At 40.8% G+C, this 19,449-nt stretch carries 21 protein-coding genes and 1 pseudogene; 16 read left to right on the top strand and 6 right to left on the bottom strand.

Annotation, left to right across the window (positions count from 1 at the left end; all coding sequences use genetic code 11):
• Positions 1 to 51 precede the first annotated feature (51 nt).
• The 6 genes and pseudogenes from FZC76_RS19960 (at position 52) to FZC76_RS19935 (ending at position 6,018) form a co-directional block, all read left to right on the top strand.
• Positions 52 to 1,134 (top strand): endospore germination permease, encoded by a 1,083-nt coding sequence (locus FZC76_RS19960; protein WP_148989910.1) that lies wholly within the window; start codon positions 52 to 54, stop codon positions 1,132 to 1,134.
• Positions 1,131 to 2,594 (top strand): annotated as a pseudogene (locus FZC76_RS19955) (spore germination protein). The gene FZC76_RS19960 and the pseudogene FZC76_RS19955 overlap by 4 nt, the downstream one beginning before the upstream one ends.
• Positions 2,591 to 3,763, top strand: coding sequence for a Ger(x)C family spore germination protein (locus tag FZC76_RS19950; RefSeq protein ID WP_148989909.1), 1,173 nt, complete (start codon positions 2,591 to 2,593; stop codon positions 3,761 to 3,763). The pseudogene FZC76_RS19955 and the gene FZC76_RS19950 overlap by 4 nt, the downstream one beginning before the upstream one ends.
• 95 nt (positions 3,764 to 3,858) lie before the next feature.
• Positions 3,859 to 4,683, top strand: coding sequence for a DUF2935 domain-containing protein (locus FZC76_RS19945; protein ID WP_148989908.1), 825 nt, complete (start codon positions 3,859 to 3,861; stop codon positions 4,681 to 4,683).
• Positions 4,684 to 4,827: 144 nt separating this feature from the next.
• Positions 4,828 to 5,499 (top strand): haloacid dehalogenase type II, encoded by a 672-nt coding sequence (locus tag FZC76_RS19940; protein ID WP_148989907.1) that lies wholly within the window; start codon positions 4,828 to 4,830, stop codon positions 5,497 to 5,499.
• A gap of 15 nt (positions 5,500 to 5,514) precedes the next feature.
• Positions 5,515 to 6,018, top strand: a complete 504-nt coding sequence (locus FZC76_RS19935; RefSeq protein ID WP_148989906.1) for a peroxiredoxin family protein — start codon at positions 5,515 to 5,517, stop codon at positions 6,016 to 6,018.
• 484 nt (positions 6,019 to 6,502) lie between these two features.
• Here FZC76_RS19935 and FZC76_RS19930 read toward each other — a convergent pair whose 3' ends face one another.
• Entirely contained in the window at positions 6,503 to 7,156 is a 654-nt protein-coding gene (locus FZC76_RS19930) for a spore coat protein (protein WP_187442166.1), read from the bottom strand.
• 150 nt (positions 7,157 to 7,306) lie between these two features.
• On the opposite strand from FZC76_RS19930, the gene FZC76_RS19925 reads away from it, so the two are divergent.
• Together FZC76_RS19925 and FZC76_RS19920 are read left to right on the top strand one after the other, a co-directional pair.
• The gene (locus tag FZC76_RS19925) at positions 7,307 to 7,513 is read left to right on the top strand and encodes a hypothetical protein (RefSeq protein WP_148989904.1); all 207 of its coding nucleotides are present in this window, start codon (positions 7,307 to 7,309) and stop codon (positions 7,511 to 7,513) included.
• Positions 7,494 to 7,808: a YbjQ family protein gene (locus FZC76_RS19920; protein WP_148989903.1), complete on the top strand. Its 315-nt coding sequence runs from the start codon at positions 7,494 to 7,496 to the stop codon at positions 7,806 to 7,808. The genes FZC76_RS19925 and FZC76_RS19920 overlap by 20 nt, the downstream gene beginning before the upstream one ends.
• A 67-nt stretch (positions 7,809 to 7,875) precedes the next feature.
• Here the strand turns inward: FZC76_RS19920 and FZC76_RS19915 are convergent, their stop codons facing one another.
• Entirely contained in the window at positions 7,876 to 9,438 is a 1,563-nt protein-coding gene (locus FZC76_RS19915) for a glycoside hydrolase family 10 protein (protein ID WP_148989902.1), read from the bottom strand.
• A 262-nt stretch (positions 9,439 to 9,700) separates the two neighbouring features.
• Here FZC76_RS19915 and FZC76_RS19910 point away from each other — a divergent pair, with 262 nt between their 5' ends.
• Both FZC76_RS19910 and FZC76_RS19905 read left to right on the top strand, forming a co-directional pair.
• Positions 9,701 to 10,468: a MerR family transcriptional regulator gene (locus FZC76_RS19910; RefSeq protein ID WP_148989901.1), complete on the top strand. Its 768-nt coding sequence runs from the start codon at positions 9,701 to 9,703 to the stop codon at positions 10,466 to 10,468.
• 433 nt (positions 10,469 to 10,901) lie between these two features.
• Positions 10,902 to 12,227 (top strand): hemolysin family protein, encoded by a 1,326-nt coding sequence (locus FZC76_RS19905; RefSeq protein ID WP_148989955.1) that lies wholly within the window; start codon positions 10,902 to 10,904, stop codon positions 12,225 to 12,227.
• Between the two features lie 54 nt (positions 12,228 to 12,281).
• Here FZC76_RS19905 and FZC76_RS19900 read toward each other — a convergent pair whose 3' ends face one another.
• Positions 12,282 to 13,511 carry a hemolysin family protein gene (locus FZC76_RS19900; protein ID WP_148989900.1) on the bottom strand — a complete coding sequence of 410 codons (1,230 nt, stop codon included), beginning with the start codon at positions 13,509 to 13,511 and terminating at the stop codon, positions 12,282 to 12,284.
• 205 nt (positions 13,512 to 13,716) lie between these two features.
• Between FZC76_RS19900 and FZC76_RS19895 the strand changes: the two genes are divergently transcribed.
• The 5 genes from FZC76_RS19895 to FZC76_RS19880 all read left to right on the top strand — a co-directional run bounded on the left by FZC76_RS19895 (position 13,717) and on the right by FZC76_RS19880 (position 16,669).
• Positions 13,717 to 14,883 (top strand): FtsW/RodA/SpoVE family cell cycle protein, encoded by a 1,167-nt coding sequence (locus FZC76_RS19895; protein ID WP_262372734.1) that lies wholly within the window; start codon positions 13,717 to 13,719, stop codon positions 14,881 to 14,883.
• 121 nt (positions 14,884 to 15,004) lie between these two features.
• Positions 15,005 to 15,415 carry a hypothetical protein gene (locus tag FZC76_RS19890; protein ID WP_148989899.1) on the top strand — a complete coding sequence of 137 codons (411 nt, stop codon included), beginning with the start codon at positions 15,005 to 15,007 and terminating at the stop codon, positions 15,413 to 15,415.
• 117 nt (positions 15,416 to 15,532) lie between these two features.
• Positions 15,533 to 15,703, top strand: a complete 171-nt coding sequence (locus FZC76_RS23285; protein WP_187442165.1) for a hypothetical protein — start codon at positions 15,533 to 15,535, stop codon at positions 15,701 to 15,703.
• A gap of 175 nt (positions 15,704 to 15,878) precedes the next feature.
• Entirely contained in the window at positions 15,879 to 16,223 is a 345-nt protein-coding gene (locus FZC76_RS19885; protein WP_148989898.1) for a MerR family transcriptional regulator, read from the top strand.
• A complete protein-coding gene (locus FZC76_RS19880; protein WP_148989897.1) occupies positions 16,220 to 16,669 on the top strand; it encodes an SRPBCC family protein in 450 nt (149 codons plus the stop codon). Before FZC76_RS19885 ends, FZC76_RS19880 begins: the two co-directional genes overlap by 4 nt.
• A 41-nt stretch (positions 16,670 to 16,710) precedes the next feature.
• On the opposite strand, the gene FZC76_RS19875 is transcribed toward FZC76_RS19880, so the two are convergent.
• From FZC76_RS19875 to FZC76_RS19865, 3 genes are read right to left on the bottom strand one after another with little or no spacing between them, the layout of a single operon-like run.
• Entirely contained in the window at positions 16,711 to 17,472 is a 762-nt protein-coding gene (locus FZC76_RS19875) for an HAAS domain-containing protein (protein ID WP_148989896.1), read from the bottom strand.
• Between the two features lie 19 nt (positions 17,473 to 17,491).
• A complete protein-coding gene (locus tag FZC76_RS19870) occupies positions 17,492 to 18,172 on the bottom strand; it encodes a DUF1129 family protein (protein WP_148989895.1) in 681 nt (226 codons plus the stop codon).
• The gene (locus FZC76_RS19865) at positions 18,169 to 18,501 is read right to left on the bottom strand and encodes a PadR family transcriptional regulator (protein WP_148989894.1); all 333 of its coding nucleotides are present in this window, start codon (positions 18,499 to 18,501) and stop codon (positions 18,169 to 18,171) included. The genes FZC76_RS19870 and FZC76_RS19865 overlap by 4 nt, the downstream gene beginning before the upstream one ends.
• A gap of 209 nt (positions 18,502 to 18,710) precedes the next feature.
• Between FZC76_RS19865 and FZC76_RS19860 the strand changes: the two genes are divergently transcribed.
• On the top strand, positions 18,711 to 19,388 hold the full coding sequence (locus FZC76_RS19860) for an AlkZ-related protein (protein ID WP_148989893.1): 678 nt from the start codon (positions 18,711 to 18,713) through the stop codon (positions 19,386 to 19,388).
• Positions 19,389 to 19,449 lie beyond the last annotated feature (61 nt).

Raw genomic sequence — 19,449 nt, 5'->3', positions numbered from 1 at the left:
TTTCCACTCATACTACTAAATACTAATATGCATTGGAAGAGAGGAAACAACATGACTTTTTCCCGTCTGCAACTATCATTTGTCTTTATTCTGTTTATCGGGATTTCTAATCATGTTCTTATGTTGCCTCATCTATTATTTGTAGCAAAGCGCGATGCTTGGGTTTGTGTGTTGGCGGGGTATGGTATCTTGCTGATTTGGGGGATGGTCCTTTTTTTCATCATGTCTCGAAACAAACAAAATATGAAGCTCTCTACCTGGATTACTAAACGCGCGGGAAGAGTTGTTTCCGCCAGTGTCATGTTCATCTATTTCTTTCATATTTCCATCATTGCTTTTATATCATTTTATGATTTTATTACATCCATTAAGATATATTTTCTTCCTCTCACTCCTCAATGGATCGTCGTCCTTCCTTTCCTCCTATTATGTGTATGGGGGGCTAGTTCAAATCTAAAGACTATTGTGTACAGTGCAACATTTTTATTGCCAATAGTATGGGTTCTTGGCTATTTTGTTGCATTTTCTACCATCTCTAATAAGGATTACTCTTATATGTTTCCAATCCTTGTGAATGGCAGTTCTCCAATCATTAGCGGTATTACGGTCGTGCTTGGAGGAAGTGTCGATATTCTGCTGATACTACTTTTGCAACATTATTTGAAGAAGGCGTTTGTGCTTTGGCAGCTTCTGTTATTGGTTACAATATTAATTGGACTTATTTTAGGACCGTTACTTGGGGCTATTGCTTCATTTGGACCAAATATTGCAGCGGTCTTGCGTTTTCCGGCATTAGAACAGTGGCGATTAGTAGAGCTTGGGGAGCATGTTTCCCATTTAGATTTTTTTGCAGTTTTTCAATTAATATCAGGTTCGGTGATCAGGGTTTCTTTATGTTTGTATTTCCTTAAGGATATCGCGTTTACATCCAATAAGGTGAAGTCTATCATATTCTGGACATCTTCCTCGTGTCTACTCTTTGTAGGCATTTTGCCAATTAGCGATCTTTGGATGCAAAATGCCATTGGTAATTATTTTTATCCTGGGTTACTGCTGATTGGAGTGATTCTTACCATAGGCTTGCTTGTAGTAAGTTTTATTCCTCAAAAGGTGAAAGGAACGGGTACTATATGAAGAATTCATCATCACCATTAAGACTGGAAACAATAGATACCCTTTTGAAGGAACACAACCTTCTAAATGATGAATTGGAAGCTTACTTTCAGAATTATGCCGATGTCCACTTTATATCAATGGAAGAGAAAAACAGGGAACTTTCCGCTTTTTATTGCATGGGAATGGTGGATATCAGCCAAGTAAATAAGTATTTTCATGCTATTGTCGAGTATGTTCAAATTCAAAAGGAAGTTATTGTGGATAGCGAATTGCCGCCGATGGAAAAAGTGAGTTCCATCAGTGGGTTAATCGATAAACTTTTTTCAGGGTATTTTATATTATTTCAACCACATAGGAATTATTTTCTGGCTTTTGAACTTGCTGATGTGCCAAAAAGGGAGCCCTCCGAATCCAATACAGAGGTTTCCATCAAAGGGCCCAAAGACGGATTTACTGAAGAGCTGAACGTCAACACAGCCCTTATCCGTAAAAGGTTGAAATCACCTTATTTATTTAATGAAAACTTTGAAATTGGAACGCTAAGTAAAACAGCAGTTTCCCTAATGTACCTGAATGATAGAGTAAATAAGGAGATGCTGAGCGAGGTAAGAAGTAGGCTCGAACAAATGGAAACAGAAAGCTTGGTAAGCAGTGGACAACTGGAGCAATGGTTATCAAACCGCACCTTTTCATTATTTCCGTTATTTGATTACATCGGGCGCCCTGACTTTGCGGTGGAGTGTATATTGAGGGGAAGGTTTATTGTCATTGTAGATGGTTCGCCGATGATATAGATTGGGCCTAATAATGTTTTTGTTTTGTTAAAATCACCCGAAGACATTCATTATCCTTATCATACTGTGGCCTTCCAAAGGATATTTCGAATTATTGGTTTTCTAATAGCGATTATGCTGCCAGGTTTTTGGATTGCCATATCTTCTGTAAACGTGGATCAGCTTCCTTTTCAACTCTTAAATACCGTATCCATATCCAGAGAAGGGTTGCCGATACCGTTAGGGTTGGAAGCGTTCTTTATACTTGGGTTGTTTGAACTGCTAAGAGAGGCCGGAATCAGGATGCCAAAAGCAGTGGGACAGACTGTTGCGATAGTAGGGGGATTAATTATTGGGGATGCTGCCATAAGGGCAGGGTTGGCATCTGCCACCATGATTGTGGTGGTTGCTTTGACGGCGGTAGCCACTTTCACTCTGGTAAACCAATCACTGACAGGGACCGTAAGTGTGTTACGAATTTATATAATGTTGTTAGGTGTGTTTATGGGTATCTATGGAGTGTTTTTAGGTTTATTTAGTATCTTATTTTACTTGGCACGACTGGAGTCCTTTAAGGTGGGGTATCTGGAACCTGTCTCCACATTAAATTTTAAGGATATTTTATCAGCTTTGCTTGTTAACCCTTTTAAAAACCGTCAGTTTAAATCACAAATGGTGCAACGGAAAGGGGGACAGGAAGAATGAGAGCGAATCTTCAAAGCATGCTGAAGGGATTACTGGTAATCCCTCTTTTGTTTCTAACAAGCTGCACAGATATCAAAGAGGTTCAAAACTTGAACTATGTTACCGCAATTGGAGTAGATTTCAAGGATGATGAATATATAGGGTATATTCAGTTAATCAGTTTCAATTCTCAAGGAACTAACGGCAGCAGTGGGGAACCATCTGTATGGGTTTCAGAAACTAAAGGAAAAACTTTCGATGAAGCCCTCTCCCAAGCATATAATACCTCACAAGAACGGCTGCTTTGGGCACACGTAAATACGATTCTCGTCAGTGAAACCGCATTGGAAGAGGGATTCCATCATATTTTTGATGTGCTGACAAGGTATTATGAGCTTCGTTTAACCACGTGGATTTTTGGAACAAAGGCCCCCATTAAGGAGGTCTTTTCTACGACAAGCTTCTTCAATCAATCAGCGTTAGCAACCATTATGCACCGTCCTATGGGTACTTTTGAACAAAGTTCTACAATCCGTCCAATAAAACTTCAAGAATTTGTAAGAGAACTATATGAACCGGCTCTCACCACCTACCTTCCATCGATCCATATAAACGAGAATCATTGGGTTCATAATAGGAAACCTGATCCGAAACTGGAAATAGATGGGGCTTTTTTCTTGAAAAATAAAGAATTTAAAGGGTTTTATACGCTCGAGGTCCTTAAAGGACTTCGCTGGATTGCCCCGGAGATGGAAAGAGCTGCAATACAAGTAATGGACAATAAGGGAGAGCCAGACTTTAATATTGTTTTTGAAAAAAATAAGGTGGATATAAAACCACTTGAAGGTGTTGGTTCGCCTCGATTCGATGTGAAGGTTTCTCTTGAGGGAGTCATAGCAAATAGAGATGCAAATAAAATTGTAAATTTAAAAGAAATGGAATCAAATTTGCGGGAAGAGATACAGAAGGAAATGAAGGATTTATACAAACCAGGTATACAGAATGATACGGATTTTTTCCGCTTAGAGCATATCCTGTACAGGTATAAGAATGAGTTATGGAAGTCAATTTTAGATGATGGAGAATTTATATTATCAGAGAATTTGTTGGAGGAAATTGATTTAAATGTTAAGGTCATTCATTCTGGAGCGCTCAAAAACCGTACCATTAATATGGAAGATATAGATTGATCCCAAAAAGCGCAGCTTCGTTCATGCAAACTGCGCTTTTCCTTATCATGAAAACCTCTCCTATTAAATAAGTTGTATTAAGAGGAGGGGACAGAATGAGCTATGAACCGATTACTCCGTGGGAAGAGCATGAATTCTGGCTTGGCATCTTAAAGGACCATGCCTATTTTATAAGAGATTATCTATCTCCTGAAGAAAAGAAATGGGTCAAGCAGGCGGAAACATTTATTGAAACTTTTGGAAAGGTGGAGCGGGAGCTGAAGAAGGTCCCGAGAGACGCGCCTGTGGATTCGGGACCCATGATCAGGCTTTCCGAAATGGCAAATGAGGTGGCTTACAAGTATTACTTGTTTGAGGGGAATTTATTAAACCTAAGACTTTTCAATAAGGTCAATTTGAATTTGACTCCAACCTATTTGAACGGAACGCTTTTGGAAAATAGGGAATATTTGAGGATACTAGAAAGCTATGTCCAGGGGGAAGATTATCCTGCTTTGACGCTAGTCGAACTGTTAAGCATGTGGCTGGATGATCAATTAGGGCACGCTTCCCTGTTATTGAGAATGTTAGACGGGGTAGAATTCGCATTGGTTGAAAGGGCCAATCAAGTGAGAGGAAGGTTCTCACAATTCATTGTGAAAAATGACATGATGGAAGGCTACCTCCATTTTGCAGAACCTGGCTTTCCGGCCCAGATGCGATTTGCGAAGGAAGTGTCGGTGGAGGTAGTGAAATTTAATAATTTGGTAGCTGAAGTACTGGAACTTTATCTAAACGACGAACTCATTAACCAAAGCACCCTTCGATTCCTCGAACATCATTTTCCAGAGTCGTGTTATTTTATGAGAAAGCTTTCTTATTACGCACCATCTATTAGCTATCCGGCTTGTAAGCTGACGAAGCCTACGGTGAGAGGTTGAGGATGAATTCTAACAAACACACCTACTAACTACCTGCAGGTGTGTTATTTTTTTATTAATACCATTTTTAGCATATTAAACTGTTTACATTTTCCTACAGGGGGAAATTTAAAAAGAGACCATGATTAAAGGAAGTGTTTGATATTGCACTCAACTATCACAACTTTCGTGTTTGATGTGTATGGGACGCTGTTCGATGTTCATTCTGTAAAAGAAAAAGCGGATGAATTATTTGACGGGAGAGGGACGGAGATCAGTGATATATGGAGGAGAAAACAATTGGAGTATTCCTTCCTTCGTCAAATGATGGGGAATTATGAAAAGTTCTCCGATGTAACAGAGGATTCTCTGAAATATGCTCTAAATCAACTGTCCATTTCTTATTCTAAAAAAGAAGTGGATTCTCTCTTAGAACAATATATTTCTCTGCGTGCCTATGAAGAAGTGCAGGATGTATTAAGCACCCTTAAGGAAAATGGGAAGGTTCTTGCGGTCTTTTCCAACGGGTCACGTGACATGCTGGAGCCTTTGGTTGAACAAGCAGGATTGAGCAACTATTTCGAACGCATCATCAGTGTGGATGACATCAAGCAGTATAAACCTACACCTGCTTCCTATACAAGTGTGTTGAAAGTGTTAGGTGTGAAAAGAGAAGAGGTCCTTTTCATGTCTTCAAATGGATGGGATATTAGCGGTGCCAAAAATTTTGGTTTTCATACTGCTTGGATTAACCGAAATCATTTGCCGCAAGAAGAATTGGGATTAGCCCCAGATTACACATTTGATTCACTAGATGCTATTTTGGATCTAAAATAAAAGGAGGAAACGAATATGGGATCTCTTAAATTAAAAGACAAAGCACCTGAATTTAAACTTACTCAAACAACAGGGGAGACTTTCTCGTTTGATGCTCACCAGAAGGAGCATGAGGCATGGCATTTGATCGTGTTTTTCCGCGGATCATGGTGTCCTGTCTGTCAAAATGAATTGAAGGAGTTAGAGGAAAGCAAAGGATATTTTGAGGATAAAAAGGTACATGTTCTGGCCATTTCTACAGAAGAAGTGGAAAAACTAAAGGAAATGGTATCGGAATATGATTTGACTATGCCTGTTCTTTCGGACCCGAAGCTTGAAGCTTTAGAGGCATATGGTGTTTATTATCATGGAGAAGATGCTCCATATGAAGACCATGGTGTTCATGGGGAACCAGCCTATTTCCTTGTAGATGAAAAAGGAAAACTCCTCTATCAACAAAGGCAGACAAGTCCATTTGGCAGACCGTCTGTATCTGAACTTAGAAAAATTGTGAAATACATTGGGAAGAATTTAAAATAATAAAGAAGAAAACCGGTTCAAGCTTGTGACTTGAGCCGGTTTTTCTTGTTGTTTAGGAAATTATAAAACAATCGAATTGTGGATAGTCTTCAGAGTAACTCTGGTTCGTCGGGATGAAGACCTCGGTGATGGGAAATTTGGAGGAGAGAGGTCCTCATTGCCGTTATGAAGACTTCAGTGGCGAGAAATCAGAAGGAGAGAGGTCCTCATTGCCGTTATAAAGACTTCAGTGGCGAGAAATCAGGAAGAGAAAGGTCCTCATCGGCGTTATGAAGACCTAAGTGAAGAAAAATAAAGCAGAGGGAGGTCCTCATCAGCGTTATGAAGCCCTTGGTGACAAGTAATTTTACTGAAATAGTCAAAGGTAGCGAAAAGAAAAGATCCTGCCAAGGCCAATATTTCAAAGCTATGCGCAAAGCAAGAAAACGTCCCAAGAGATTAAGGTCTTGGGACGTGGTTTTAGGTCTCGTTAGCGATTTTGTTCTTAATGAGGCATATTCCCCTGATTTGGAATCGTTCCATAACTTTGCAGCATGGCGTTCATATCTTGCATAGCAAGTTGTGGTACTTGATAGTAACCATGTTTATTTTGATAAAGGAAAATTTCATAACTCATTTCAATGAAGTTAGGAACACTGTCGGCAATAACACGGCGAAGGACAGGATTGGTCATTTCCAGTGCCGTCATGGCAAGCAATGTTGCAAGTCCTTTTGTTTGTCCTAACATGTATGCTGAAAGGCCTTTATCCGCAAGCTCACTAACGGATTGGTTTGGCTTTTTCGGTTGTGAAGGCGTGATGCCGTAAACTACGTCATGTGTTTGTGTCATCTTATAAACTTGAGTAGAGACGGATGGCTTCTGACCTGTTCGAAAACTTTCCACGATTGTGTTGTACATCTGGGTAGTAAATGTTGTCTGGCGTGTCACAATATCTTTTAGTACAGGATCCTGAATATGCTGCTCATACATTTGGTACTGGTCTAGCATACTGATGATGCCGGCAATTACTTCATGAGCATCATAAAGCTCGTGTCCACCGTGATTTGTGCTTGCCGTTTGTGAACCAGGCATATTCATATTCATGTTAGGCGGCATTTGATTTTGACCTTGCTGGTTTGGTTGGTTTTGGTTTTGCATGGTTTTCATCTCTCCTTAAAGTGGCATTCTTTTTTATAATGAGCAAAATTGGCCTAATCATGTATGAAAAGGATTGGGAGAAAATATACTTTCCATAGTGGACAGGAGTTTCATCTTAGGTGGTGAATAGTTATTGGTGGAGGGATAAAGATGATTGAAACTGTGAAGAAGGTGCTATTGCTGGTATCAGTATTGGGACAAGTGGTTGGATTGGCTCTGCTTGTCGTTAATATTTGGCTGGGGGTTTTATTTTACATATTCTACGTGCTTGCAATTATCGCACTCTTCATTGTGCTGATTGTGGAGCGGGCCAAGGAAAAAGAGGAGGATGACAAAAATGATTATAGTGACTACTGAGTCGGTACCTGGGAAAAAGATTGTGGATTTGAAGGGATTTGTTAAAGGAAGCACGGTGCAGTCCAAGCATATTGGGAAAGATCTATTGGCTGGATTAAAAACCATTGTCGGTGGGGAGATTAAGGAATACTCAGAAATGATGCAGGAAGCACGTCAAAAAGCAATCGGGCGGATGGTGGAGGATGCGAAAAGCAAAGGAGCGAACGCCATTATTTGTGTGCGCTTGGAGACCTCGAGCGTGATGACGAATGCGTCTGAAATAATTGCGTACGGAACGGCGGTAACGGTTGAATAAGATACAGTAAAAGTGCAAGCGCTTGGTTAGCCACATAGCTTACCCGGCGCTTGCTTCTGAGGTATCTTTATTTTACAACCTTCACAATCTTCGCATCCTTACTTTCCACTCCGGTATTGGAAACCGAAGTCACCCCATACGTGTAGCGCTTGCCTTCCTCGGTGGTGGTGTCCACATAAGTGGTAACACCTTCTGTTGCATATACCACATCCACGATATTGGCAGGATTGTTGTAATCTCCTTCTTGAAGCCCGTCAAAGCGATAGATGACATACTTTCTTGCATCGGAATGCTTTTTATCATCAATGGTAAGAGTGATGCTGCCGTCTTTTTTGTCTGCTTTTACCGTATTTGGTTTTTGTGGAAGCTGTTCGCCGTTCCAAGGAGTTGCAGGAACGAGTGCAGGCTCCGAATAAATTTCGTTTGTAAGGATGTCGGCATAGCCTAGGTTATTTTTTATAATTTGTCTAAGCGAGAAGTGCATTTGTCCCAATGCATTTTCATCTTGGCGGTTGTCTAGTATTTGTCCAGGTAGTTCGTACGGGTCATACCAGTTTTGGTCAAAGTTGTCTCCTACCTTGTAATCCGCTGTTCCGATATACAGGTTTACTGGATGGTTATTGGCATATTCTTCGACTTCGTTGCTCCACCAGTCAAGTAAAATGGAGTAGTCAGCTACTGCTAGACCGCGGGACCAGTAAATTTGCGGTGTCATATAGTCGATACTGCCGTCCTTGATCCATTGTCTTGTATCGGCATATAGGTCATCATAGTTAGTTTGGCCAGCTTGTGTATTGCTTCCTGTTGGATCCATCGCAATGTTTCTCCACACACCAAACGGAGAGATTCCAAACTGAACCCAGCTTTTTGTTTCTTTGATTGTGTCATTGATGGCAGATACTAGTTTGTTTACATTGTCGCGCCTCCAGTCCCCGATATTATCAAAACCGCGCGGATCTGCTTCAAATTGTGCTTGATCCGGGAATTCCTCTCCAGCTCTGCGATATGGATAGAAGTAGTCATCCATATGAACCGCTTCAATGTCATAGTTCGTCACAAGCTCCTCAACAGTAGAAAGCAGGTAATCCTGTACTCCCTGAATTCCAGGATTCAAGTAATATTGAAAACCGTATCTAACTACCCACTCTGGATGTTCCTTTGCGACATTGTCCTCAGATAGGCTTTCTAGAGTTTCAAAAGGCATCGTCACACGATACGGGTTCACCCATGCATGCACTTCAATACCGCGCGCATGAGATTCATCAATCATGATTTGGAGCGGATCATAGCCGGGGTCTGTTCCTTGTGCCCCACCAGTGACATATTTAGACCAAGGGTCAATTTCAGAAGGATAAAAAGCATCTGCGGTAGGTTTTACCTGATAAATGATGGTGTTAAAGTTTTTACTTTTTAGAAAATCAAGTGTCTGTTGTACCCATGCGGTATATTCTGCTTCGCTCATGCCTGCTTGCACATCGATGTTTTGAACGGTGGCAATCCAGGCTGCTCTCATCTCATGCTTGGGTTGCTGAATCATTTCTGCACTCCCTTTCCCTGTCAAAAGAGGGAGAGTGAAGGAAAATAATAATGCCGTAATCATTATGTACTTACATGCTTGTCCAAATTTCATTTGTAGCCCCTCGCTTTCTCATCTTTAATTTGTTAACGCTTACAATTGTTGAAATAATATTTCAACAATAAACAGAAAAATTGAAATATTATTTCTGTTTTTATTATAAAAGTAATGACAAATATGGGATATAAGACAAAAGAATTAAAATTTAGAATATTCTAAACTGTTTATTGGTACATTAGGCTTATTTTTTAATAAAACCTATTTACCTTTACGCTACGTCAAGGTGTACACTGAATTTGTCAGGAGGTGATCAGAGGTGGAATACACCGTACAGAAATTAGCAAAAATGGCTGGAGTGACAGGCAGGACGCTGCGCTATTATGATGAAATTGGAATTCTCAAGCCGGCGAGAATCAGTGCTTCAGGGTATCGAATTTACGGGCAGGCGGAAGTGGATAAGCTGCAGCAAATCCTCTTTTATCGGGAGCTCGAATTGGACCTTGAAAGTATCCAAAAAATCATCAATGCTCCAACTTTTAATGAAGTGGAAGCACTAAAAGAACACCGTGACAAACTTCTGACAAAGCAAAAACGGCTTGTGGGTCTCATTGAAAGTGTAGACCGGACACTCGCCGCGAAAGAAGGGAGCATTACCATGAGTGATAAAGAAAAGTTTGAAGCATTCAAGCAGAACATGATAGATGAAAATGAAGCGAAATATGGAAAAGAAATCAGAGGGAAATACGGCAATGAGACGATTGATCAATCAAATGCCAAGTTAAAAGGCATGTCAAAGAATCAGTACGAACAAGGAGAAAAGCTGGGAGAAGAAGTACTCCAAGTTTTAAACGAGGCATTCAAAACCGGAGACCCTGCTGGAGATCTTGCCCAAAAAGCGGCGGACTTGCACCGTCAGTGGTTAGGATTTTACTGGGATTCCTACTCCAAGGAAGCACATGCCGGCCTTGCACAGATGTATGTGGATGATGAGCGATTTACAGCATTCTATGATAAAAAGCAACCTGGTACAGCTGAGTTCCTGAGAGATGCCATCTATATCTATACGGGAATGCAAAAACAGTAACTTATACCCAGTCCCGACTCCTTTCAAAGGGAGTCGGGATTTTTCTACTAATCTACAAATATTGACTTTACAGTGAAACTATAATAGAATTTCTCTTGATAGTTTATGAGTTTAAACTATCGCTCTTAATATAAAGAGCTTATAATACTCCAAAGGGGAGTAGCTGACAGTTATGTCGTCATTCCGTGACAATAAAGTCACCGGCTTAACTGGCAACATGTTACATGTTGTTTGCGAGACCTTTGCCACTTAGGTATAGGTTCAATAACTTTACAAATAAACCTCTACCAGTTTTTGGTGGAGGCTTTTTTATATTCAGACAGGGGGAGAGTTCTAATCTAAAATTAGGTGGAATAGTTAAAGGTAAAGGTAGAAAAAATAAAAGTGGAAATTTTCGGAGGTGAATCCCTTTTTTTGAGGGAAACAATTGGATATTGACAGTATATTAATCATGAACTTACTTTTAGTGGCTTTGTTAATAGGTTTAACAGCGTTCTTCGTTGGATCGGAGTTTGCAGTGGTAAAGGTACGTATGTCCCGAGTGGATCAATTGATTGCAGAAGGCAACAAGACTGCGGTAGTGGCCAAAAAGCTTATTGCAGATCTGGATTATTACCTGTCCGCATGTCAACTCGGTATTACGGTGACAGCATTAGGTCTTGGTTGGTTAGGAAAACCGACTGTGGAAAGGCTTCTGTATCCTTTATTCGATAGCTTAGGAGTACCTGCGTCCGTTTCTACGGTTGTTTCGTTTGCTGTCGCTTTCTCGCTTGTAACGTTCTTACACGTAGTAGTCGGGGAGCTTGCACCGAAGACCCTTGCAATTCAGTTTGCGGAAAAGATGACATTGCTTATTGCGAGACCTTTATACTGGTTCGGTAAGCTGATGTACCCGTTAATCTGGACATTGAACGGTTCAGCGCGTGTGTTACTTCGCATGTTCGGGGTACAGCCTGCAAGTCATGAGCAGGCCCACTCGGAAGAAGAGCTTAAAATCATTATGACGCAAAGTTTTGAAAGTGGAGAAATTAATCAAACAGAACTATCCTACATGGAAAACATATTCACTTTTGACGAAAGAGTCGCAAGGGACATCATGATCCCGCGTGTGCAAATCGTCACTTTATCTAATAGCATGTCCAGAGAAGAAATTATCAGCGTATTGGATGAACACCAATACACTCGCTATCCTGTTACAGAGGATGGGGACAAAGATAATATTCTCGGGTTCGTGAACGTAAAGGAAATGCTCACAAACTTCGCTGCCGGTAGAGCAGGCGAGATGAAAGACTTCCTTCACGAGCTTCCACTAATTCATGAGGTGACCTCCCTGCAAGATGCCCTATTAAAGATGCAGGAAGAACAGGTTCATATCGCACTGGTCATTGACGAGTACGGTGGTACGGCCGGGATCATCACAATGGAAGATATCTTAGAAGAAATCGTCGGGGAAATCCGTGATGAATTTGATGCAGATGAAGTACCGGATATTCAAGAAATCGAAACAGACCTTTATCATATTAATGGCCTTGTCTTGTTGACAGATATTGAGCAACAATTCGGAGTAACTTTTGATGAGAAGGATGATATTGATACAATCGGTGGCTGGATGCAAGTAATGTTACAGGATCTTGAAGAAGAGGAAGAAGAACACATTAAGCATGGTGAGAACGTTTGGACAGTACTCGAAATGGACAATCACCAGGTAAAGCAAGTTGGTCTTCAGTTGAATGCATTATCCAACCAGCATCAATCTTAAATTTAGTAAAAAAGGTGCCGCACTCCGTGATGGAATGCGGCACCTTTTCCTGTTTCAATTCGCTTTTTTCTTTACTTTGACTTGCTTAATAACATTGTCCTCCATCTTCAATATATTAAAATGAAGATGATGATATTCAAGCGATTCGCCCTCTGTCGGAATATGGCCAAGCTCTTTGAAAAGAAACCCTGCAATCGTGTCCTCTTCTTCTGGGACTTTTGTTTTAAACACTTCATTAAAGCGTCTGATGGCAAGTTTACCATGACAGATGATCTGAGTGTCCGTTAATTCTTCAATAAGAATTTCACCGGATTCATCCGTCTCATCCTCTATCTCCTGACCGATCATGGCTTCAATGATATCCTCGTGGCTGATGATTCCTGTCGTCCCGCCGTACTCATCAATAACAATCGCCATATGTTTTTTCTCTTTGAGCATCATTTTAAATACTTTCTCAATGGAAGTGGACTCTGCTACAAACAGTGGACTTGTATCCATGAAGTCCTTGATTTCTAAGTCCGGATTTAATGACCAATTCAATAAAAATTTGGCATGAAACACCCCAATGATATTATCCATATTGTCTTTATAAACGGGATAACGGGTATAACTGCTTTCCATCACAAAGTTTCTTGCGTCTTCAAACGTTACATCACACGGCAGTCCGTGAATTTCAATCCTCGGAGTCTTCAATGCATCACGCACATCTTTCGTGTAAAAGTCGATGGCGCCAATGATATGCTGTGATTCCTCCTCGTAAAATGTACCCTCCGTCCGTCCGATATCTACCATCGTTTTAAGCTCTTCTTTAGAAAGGGTCGCTTCTTGGACCATTCCTCTTGATAGAAGGCGGATGATAAAATTAGTCAGGATGGAAAGTAAAAAAATCAGAGGCTTTAAAACAAAAAGAAGGATAGAAATGACAGGTGCTACAATGAAAGCCACTTTATTTGCGAAAGTAGCGGCAATGGATTTTGGCACCACCTCAGCGCAAATTATCAGCACTACAGTCAATACGGCTGTCGCAACTCCAACGTTCCAGTCGTAATTAATGGCAATAAGTGTCACAAGTGTCGGCAGCATGATATTGGCTATATTATTACCTATCAGAATAGCTGTAATAAACTGATCAGGGCGCTCAATCAGTTTCAACAGTTTTTGAGCAGCCAAATCACCGTTCTCTGCACGAATTTGGATTTTCATCCTGTTAACAGCTGTCAGTGCCGTTTCGCTACCCGACAAGAAAAAGGACATAAACAAGAAAAAAGCAATCGCAATAAACAAAGTATGTATTCCTCCTAAAATCAGTTAGTTCTAATTTCCCCTTTTTATATTTCCGCATGCATTATCCATAATTTTATGGATTGACCTTTATGTTTTTCTCTAATATGCTTTATAGGTTATTCTATTATTAAACATATCAATAATTTAAATAATAATATAAACAAGCTAAAAAGAAAAAGTTTAAGTAGAGATAGGAGAGAAAACAGTGGAAAAAGACTATAAACCTCAGTTGGATACCACGTTGATTTTTCTTATGGGGATTATGGTAGTAGCAAGTCTTTTTGCCTTGAAGAGCGTAGAACCTACATTACCGCCAGTGTTACAAAACATAAATTTTATGCAAAAGCAATTAATGTGGTTTGTAGTCGGAGCAATTGGGATTGGAGTATCGTTGTTAATCCATTTTGACTACTTGCGAAATCTGGCTTGGATTACATACGGCATAGGAGTTGTGCTGTTACTTGGGCTAGAGTTTAACGTCCCGTCTTCCCTTGTCAGCACCATCAAAGGGGCAACAAGCTGGTACACACTACCTGGCCTTGGCAATATCCAGCCATCCGAATTAATGAAAATATCGATCATTCTAGTCTTAAGTAAAATAATTGCCGACCATCGTGCACAATATGAAATAGCGACCTTGCGCGACAGTTATTTGCTACTTGGGAAAATAATCGCGGCCTCCAGTATTCCATTATTCCTTGTAGCAAAACAGCCGGATATGGGGACAACCCTAGTGTATTGTGCCATCATTGCAGCAATGATTCTTGTTTCAGGAATTAAATGGAGCATCATCCTCTCGCTTGTCGGCGCAGCGATAGCATTCATTGCAACATTTCTATATATTTTCATAGCACATCCAACGTTTTTCCATACGTACCTAATCCCTGAATATCAATTAGACCGTTTCTACGGCTGGTTGAATCCCTATGAATACCAGGACGTACAAGGATTCCAGCTCGTAAGGTCCCTGCTTGCCATCGGATCCGGGGAGTACACAGGTTCAGGTTACGGTCAGATGAATGTCTACCTGCCTGAAGCACACACTGACTTTATCTTTGCTGCCATCGCCAGCCAGTTCGGCTTTATGGGCGCGACGGTTGTCATCTCGTTATTCTTTTTCTTGATCTATAAAATCACCTTCATCGCCATGGAATGCCATGATACGTACGGTACTTACCTTTGCGCGGGAGTCATTGGCATGCTAACCTTCCAAGTGTTCCAAAACATTGGAATGACCATTGGACTGCTCCCAATTACAGGAATTCCACTGCCATTTTTCAGCTACGGAGGGAGTTCGCTTCTGACCTATATGATAGCAGTCGGGATTGTGTTGAATGTACAGATGAGGACTAGGAAGTATTTTTTTGAATGATTGATGGAAGACCCTTACTGCTTGGAGTGGTGAGGGTTTTTTGAACTCCATGAAAAAGTATGAATGATACGGGTTGTCTGATATATAATGAGAAGTAGAGAATAGAAACGGGGGTACAGAGATGTATATATTTGGGTTAGTTTTATTTGCAATTAGCTTTGGTCTAATTGGATTCGGTGTGTTCACTACACTAGTCAGATCGGAAAAGAAAAAAGGGCGCATCTCGCTTGTTGTTGGTACGTTATTTCTTATTACCACGTTTGTTATGTACACATATTTCCCTTCCGCATCCGGTGAGGATAAAATTACAGTGGATAGTGTGGCAGTGACGGAGGGTGAGGACGGCGCTTTTCGTTGTTCGGTTACCGAGACGGATTATAATGGGCTGACTTATCATTATGAAGCGGCGACGAAAGAGGATGCTGAAGCATTCTGTGGCCAGTTTAAGGAAGGAAAAGAGTATACAATTTCTTTTGAATATGATTTGGATACTGAGGAGTATACCTTGGTAGAGTTGGTAGGCCAGGAGTAATGATAAACACCTAAGGATGCGGTAGTTGCTGCACTTGGGTGTTTTTTTAAAAGTGGGTTTTGGAAACTAGGTTTTAAGGTTTATGGGTTTGAGGTTTGAATTGGCGGGGAGGACCAAATGTCCGAAGATTTCCGGATTTTAACCGAAGATTTTTCAAAGTTGACCGAAGTTTTAGCAAAAGTGACCGAAGATTTTGTGATTTTGACCGAACGAAATTTTGGGTTGTCCAAAGGTGTTCAAAAGTTGACCGAAGGGATACCCCCAATTGACCGAACCCCTTACAAATAAGGGAAGAAAGTGTCCGAACCGAGGGGAGAAATGACCGAACGCTTCTAAAGCTGCATCAAAACGTGTGATTCTGACTGTATAGAGCTTGAAAATTCTCTAAACACAAGCAAAACAAAATTTCTTATTGACTATGTGGTGCACCACACAGTTTAAACTGAACAAAGGAGGGCGAATATTGTACAAAGTAAGCGTGTTTTCCGAGATGACTGGCCTCAGCAAGGAAACTCTGCGCTATTATGCGGAAGTGAAGCTGATGGAGCCCGCCTACATCGATCCAAAGAATAACTACCGATATTACGATGATGGCAGTTATTTTCTGGCCATGCTTTTAATAAAACTTAGGAGCTTCGGGTTTACCATCCAAGAGATGATTTCGGTGATGGAAGATGAATCATTTGCCCACCTAGAGGACTTGCTAATACAAAAGAAAGAAACGATTCGCATCCAAATGGAAGAGCTGCAACAAAAAACAGAAGAAATCGATGCCTTTTTGGTGTCAGGAATGGAGGAAGAACAATGATTCAGTGGACAGAAGAACGAGTGATACCTGCCAATATCGAAAAAGTATGGGAGCTGTTCTTTGATAAAAATATCAAGAGATCCATGCCGAAAGTGGAGGAGCACAAGCTGATAGAAAAAACAGAAACCGAGGTCGGCGCGAAACACCAACAGAAATACCGTGAGGGCAAACGGGTAGAAACATATATCGTGGAGACCCTGGCTTATGAGGACAAGCCCGACAGGAAACATAAACAAATAGCGTTTGTACTTGGTAAGGCATTTGACATTAATTTGTCTTTTACGCTGGAAAAGGTAGATGAGACGCATACACGCTTTATTTATGCGGGACATAATAAAGGTGTCAATTTTGTAGGGCGGGCGATGTTGAAGCTTGGCAGCGAGAAGAGCAACAATAAGGTTGTGCAGGAGTACATGGACCGCGTAGAAGCGGAAGCGCTGAAATAGAAAGGGAGCTGACGCAAAATAAAATGCGCAGCTCCCTGGTTTTATTTTGGAGAGGTAGATGTCCTCTTAAGCTCGAAGAATAAATAAGCGCCGATTAATGCGTACATTATCAGACTGCTGATCCAAAGCTGATTTTCTACCGATAAGTCGGCAAAGCCCACCAAGTATTCCGGAACAATATAAAAAATAGGAAGCACAATGGAAACAATCGTTTTACTCCAAATAGAGATTCCAATTAGAAACGAAATGGCCATACTTGCGACAATGAGGTTACCGTAATAGCCTAGCATGATAATCGGTGAATCGATATAGTTTGGCAGAAACATTAATCCTAGGAACAATGATGTCGATAGAAAGCTCGCTAAACCAAAGAAAAAATACTCCTTTGACTTGGAAAAAGTATGGCTGGCAATTTGCCTGAATGTCCACATGTAGGAAAGTAACAGAATAATGCACACTAACGGATAACCAATCAGCTCGACCAACGAGTATTGAAACCCGCCAAAGACGATATCTTTCAAGACGATGCCGGAAAAAGCACCAAGTATGATGATAGGAACATATTTAGCCCAGCCTCGTACATCAAAGGACATTTCACTAGAGAGCTGCTCCATGTACTCTTTCGGAGAGCTTCCGATAATATGCTCCACATTTTTATTTTCTTTTTCCGCTTCGTATAAATGGACTTCTAACTCATCGGTTATCTCATCAATTTCATTTGTTTTTTTACCGCAGGAAAATAGGTAGATCCGTAGATTTTCTATGAATGTTTGGCTCTTTTTAGATAAAGGTAATTGGTTCATTTTGGGTTGCTCCTTTCTTTTAATGGGTGTTAAATTGGCGTTGTATAAACTTTCCTGTAAGGATCAAGACAAGGCCTACAATCATAGCAATCCACCATATGATTTGTACTCTCGGACCGAAGTCAGGAATTAACCATGCAATCAGTAAAATAACAGCGAAAGACCCGCCTCCATATAATCCTGCTTTCCAATAAGCCTTTTTGGAGCTTTTCTTTTCTTGAAATAATGTAGACCTTACCAAACTAAAGATTACTTTAATACCAAGAATGGTGGAAAAAAGGATGGGAAGAAATATGGTCAGCAAGCTGCTAAGTGAGATAGAATCTTTCACATCAACGAATTGGGAAAGGACTAAATAAACAAGGCCGACATTGATTGCTCCCCAGCCTAACAGGTTGCAAAGGATTGTCGTTATAAATGGAATGGCTTCTCGTTTCTTTTCGCTTGGCAAGCTTTCAATTATTTCATCTGCATATGCTTTAGGATCTTCCCCGAACAAATCTTTTGCTTGCCGCCCTTCATGTTGTGCTTCTAGCATATGATCAAGTAGTTCCATCAATAGTTCTTCGCCTTCACGCTCCGCCACTCGCAGGTCGGTGCGAATATAGACAAGAAAATCCTCATACAACCCCAAATTATCATCACTCAACAGCTTCCGTTTTTCATTGTTCTCTTCAATCAACTTCTTCGTTTCTCTCATCCGTTTTCCCCTCTTTGCAATAATTGACTTACAGGACCTGCAATCAGCATCCATTCGCTTGAGATCCGTTCAAGCTCTTCTTTTCCGGCATCGGTTAGATAATAATACTTTCGATTCGGACCGGATGCAGAAGGACGCATTTCCCCTATGATGAATCCGTTCTTTTGAAGTCGGAGCAGAACCGGATAGATAGTGCCTTCACTGATGTCCGGCAACCCGACTTTTTGCAGCTGCTGGGACAATTCGTACCCATAGACTGCTTTCTCCTCGACAATTGCCATCACGCAGGCGTCGAGGATTCCTTTTAATAGCTGGCTTCTTGCTGCCATGTGTTCACCTACTTTGGTTGTGGTAAAAGGTAATATATATAAGGTATCTTGTATAACAAGGTACTGAGTCGAAATGAGTAGCTATCTTGTATTACATGATACTCTCATTATATGCGTGGCTATCTTGTAATGCAAGGTATATATGGAAAAATTTTAAAGGACTCTTTGCTGTGTATGTAGAATTTCTAAAATATAAGGAGAGGATTACATTGACTACGCAAACTAGCACTATCCATACATATAAAGAAGCTGTTGCTGTGATTAAAGAAGTGGGATTGCTCCCGCTTGCGCCATTATTTGATGATTACCCATCGCTCGGAGGCATCACGCCGAAAGAGGCATGGCATTCCGACTCGGAGCAAGATCCGTGGATGTGGAGGACGCAGTTTGCTGCAGATGGGGTGGCGGCTTATGGAAAATTCATTAAGAAAAAAGCGGTGTTCATTTCGAAGGACTTACTTCCTCTGATGCTTGCTGCACTTGCAAGTCATGAAACCATGGAGAAGCGATACGAAAAAGGAGTAGTATCACGTGAGGCTTTAACCCTTTTCACTCTTATTTCTGAGAACCAAGGAATTGATACGAGAGTACTGCGGGCACAAGCTGGAATGAAGGAAAAAGAAAAGAAGAAAACTTTCGACCAGGCATTATTGGAGCTGCAAGGCAACTTAGATATTGTGGTATCGGGCACAAAAGAAAAGCAGGACGAAAATGGCGAGAAAAATGGGTGGAGCAGTACGTCCTATGAGACAATGAAGCATTGGTGTGACAGAAACCTAATTGAAACGTCGGAATGGAAGAGGGAAGAGGCAGCCGAAAAACTAATGAACCACTTTGAAAGCTTTACGTCAGAAGCGGCAATGAAAAAGTTAAAGAAGATTTTTTAGTCAAACGTTTGTTCAAAAGGAGAATTCATGGAACAACAAGAATTCACATAAAATAAAGGCG

It is taken from the genome of Sutcliffiella horikoshii (assembly GCF_008180725.1).
In the GTDB taxonomy this organism is placed as follows: Bacteria; Bacillota; Bacilli; order Bacillales; family Bacillaceae_I; genus Sutcliffiella_A; species Sutcliffiella_A horikoshii_B.
Note: the sequence above shows the minus strand (reverse complement) of the source record. Positions and strands in the feature narration are given on the sequence as shown.

Coding starts and splice junctions, on each gene's coding strand:
- FZC76_RS19960 (WP_148989910.1), top strand. CDS start 52: ATGACTTTTTCCCGTCTGCAACTATCATTTGTCTTTATTCTGTTTATC.
- FZC76_RS19915 (WP_148989902.1), bottom strand. CDS start 9,438: ATGAAATTTGGACAAGCATGTAAGTACATAATGATTACGGCATTATTA.
- FZC76_RS19880 (WP_148989897.1), top strand. CDS start 16,220: ATGATTCAGTGGACAGAAGAACGAGTGATACCTGCCAATATCGAAAAA.
- FZC76_RS19875 (WP_148989896.1), bottom strand. CDS start 17,472: ATGAACCAATTACCTTTATCTAAAAAGAGCCAAACATTCATAGAAAAT.
- FZC76_RS19870 (WP_148989895.1), bottom strand. CDS start 18,172: ATGAGAGAAACGAAGAAGTTGATTGAAGAGAACAATGAAAAACGGAAG.
- FZC76_RS19925 (WP_148989904.1), top strand. CDS start 7,307: ATGATTGAAACTGTGAAGAAGGTGCTATTGCTGGTATCAGTATTGGGA.
- FZC76_RS19930 (WP_187442166.1), bottom strand. CDS start 7,156: ATGCAAAACCAAAACCAACCAAACCAGCAAGGTCAAAATCAAATGCCG.
- FZC76_RS23285 (WP_187442165.1), top strand. CDS start 15,533: ATGTCCGAAGATTTCCGGATTTTAACCGAAGATTTTTCAAAGTTGACC.
- FZC76_RS19950 (WP_148989909.1), top strand. CDS start 2,591: ATGAGAGCGAATCTTCAAAGCATGCTGAAGGGATTACTGGTAATCCCT.
- FZC76_RS19890 (WP_148989899.1), top strand. CDS start 15,005: ATGTATATATTTGGGTTAGTTTTATTTGCAATTAGCTTTGGTCTAATT.
- FZC76_RS19945 (WP_148989908.1), top strand. CDS start 3,859: ATGAGCTATGAACCGATTACTCCGTGGGAAGAGCATGAATTCTGGCTT.
- FZC76_RS19865 (WP_148989894.1), bottom strand. CDS start 18,501: ATGGCAGCAAGAAGCCAGCTATTAAAAGGAATCCTCGACGCCTGCGTG.
- FZC76_RS19920 (WP_148989903.1), top strand. CDS start 7,494: ATGATTATAGTGACTACTGAGTCGGTACCTGGGAAAAAGATTGTGGAT.
- FZC76_RS19935 (WP_148989906.1), top strand. CDS start 5,515: ATGGGATCTCTTAAATTAAAAGACAAAGCACCTGAATTTAAACTTACT.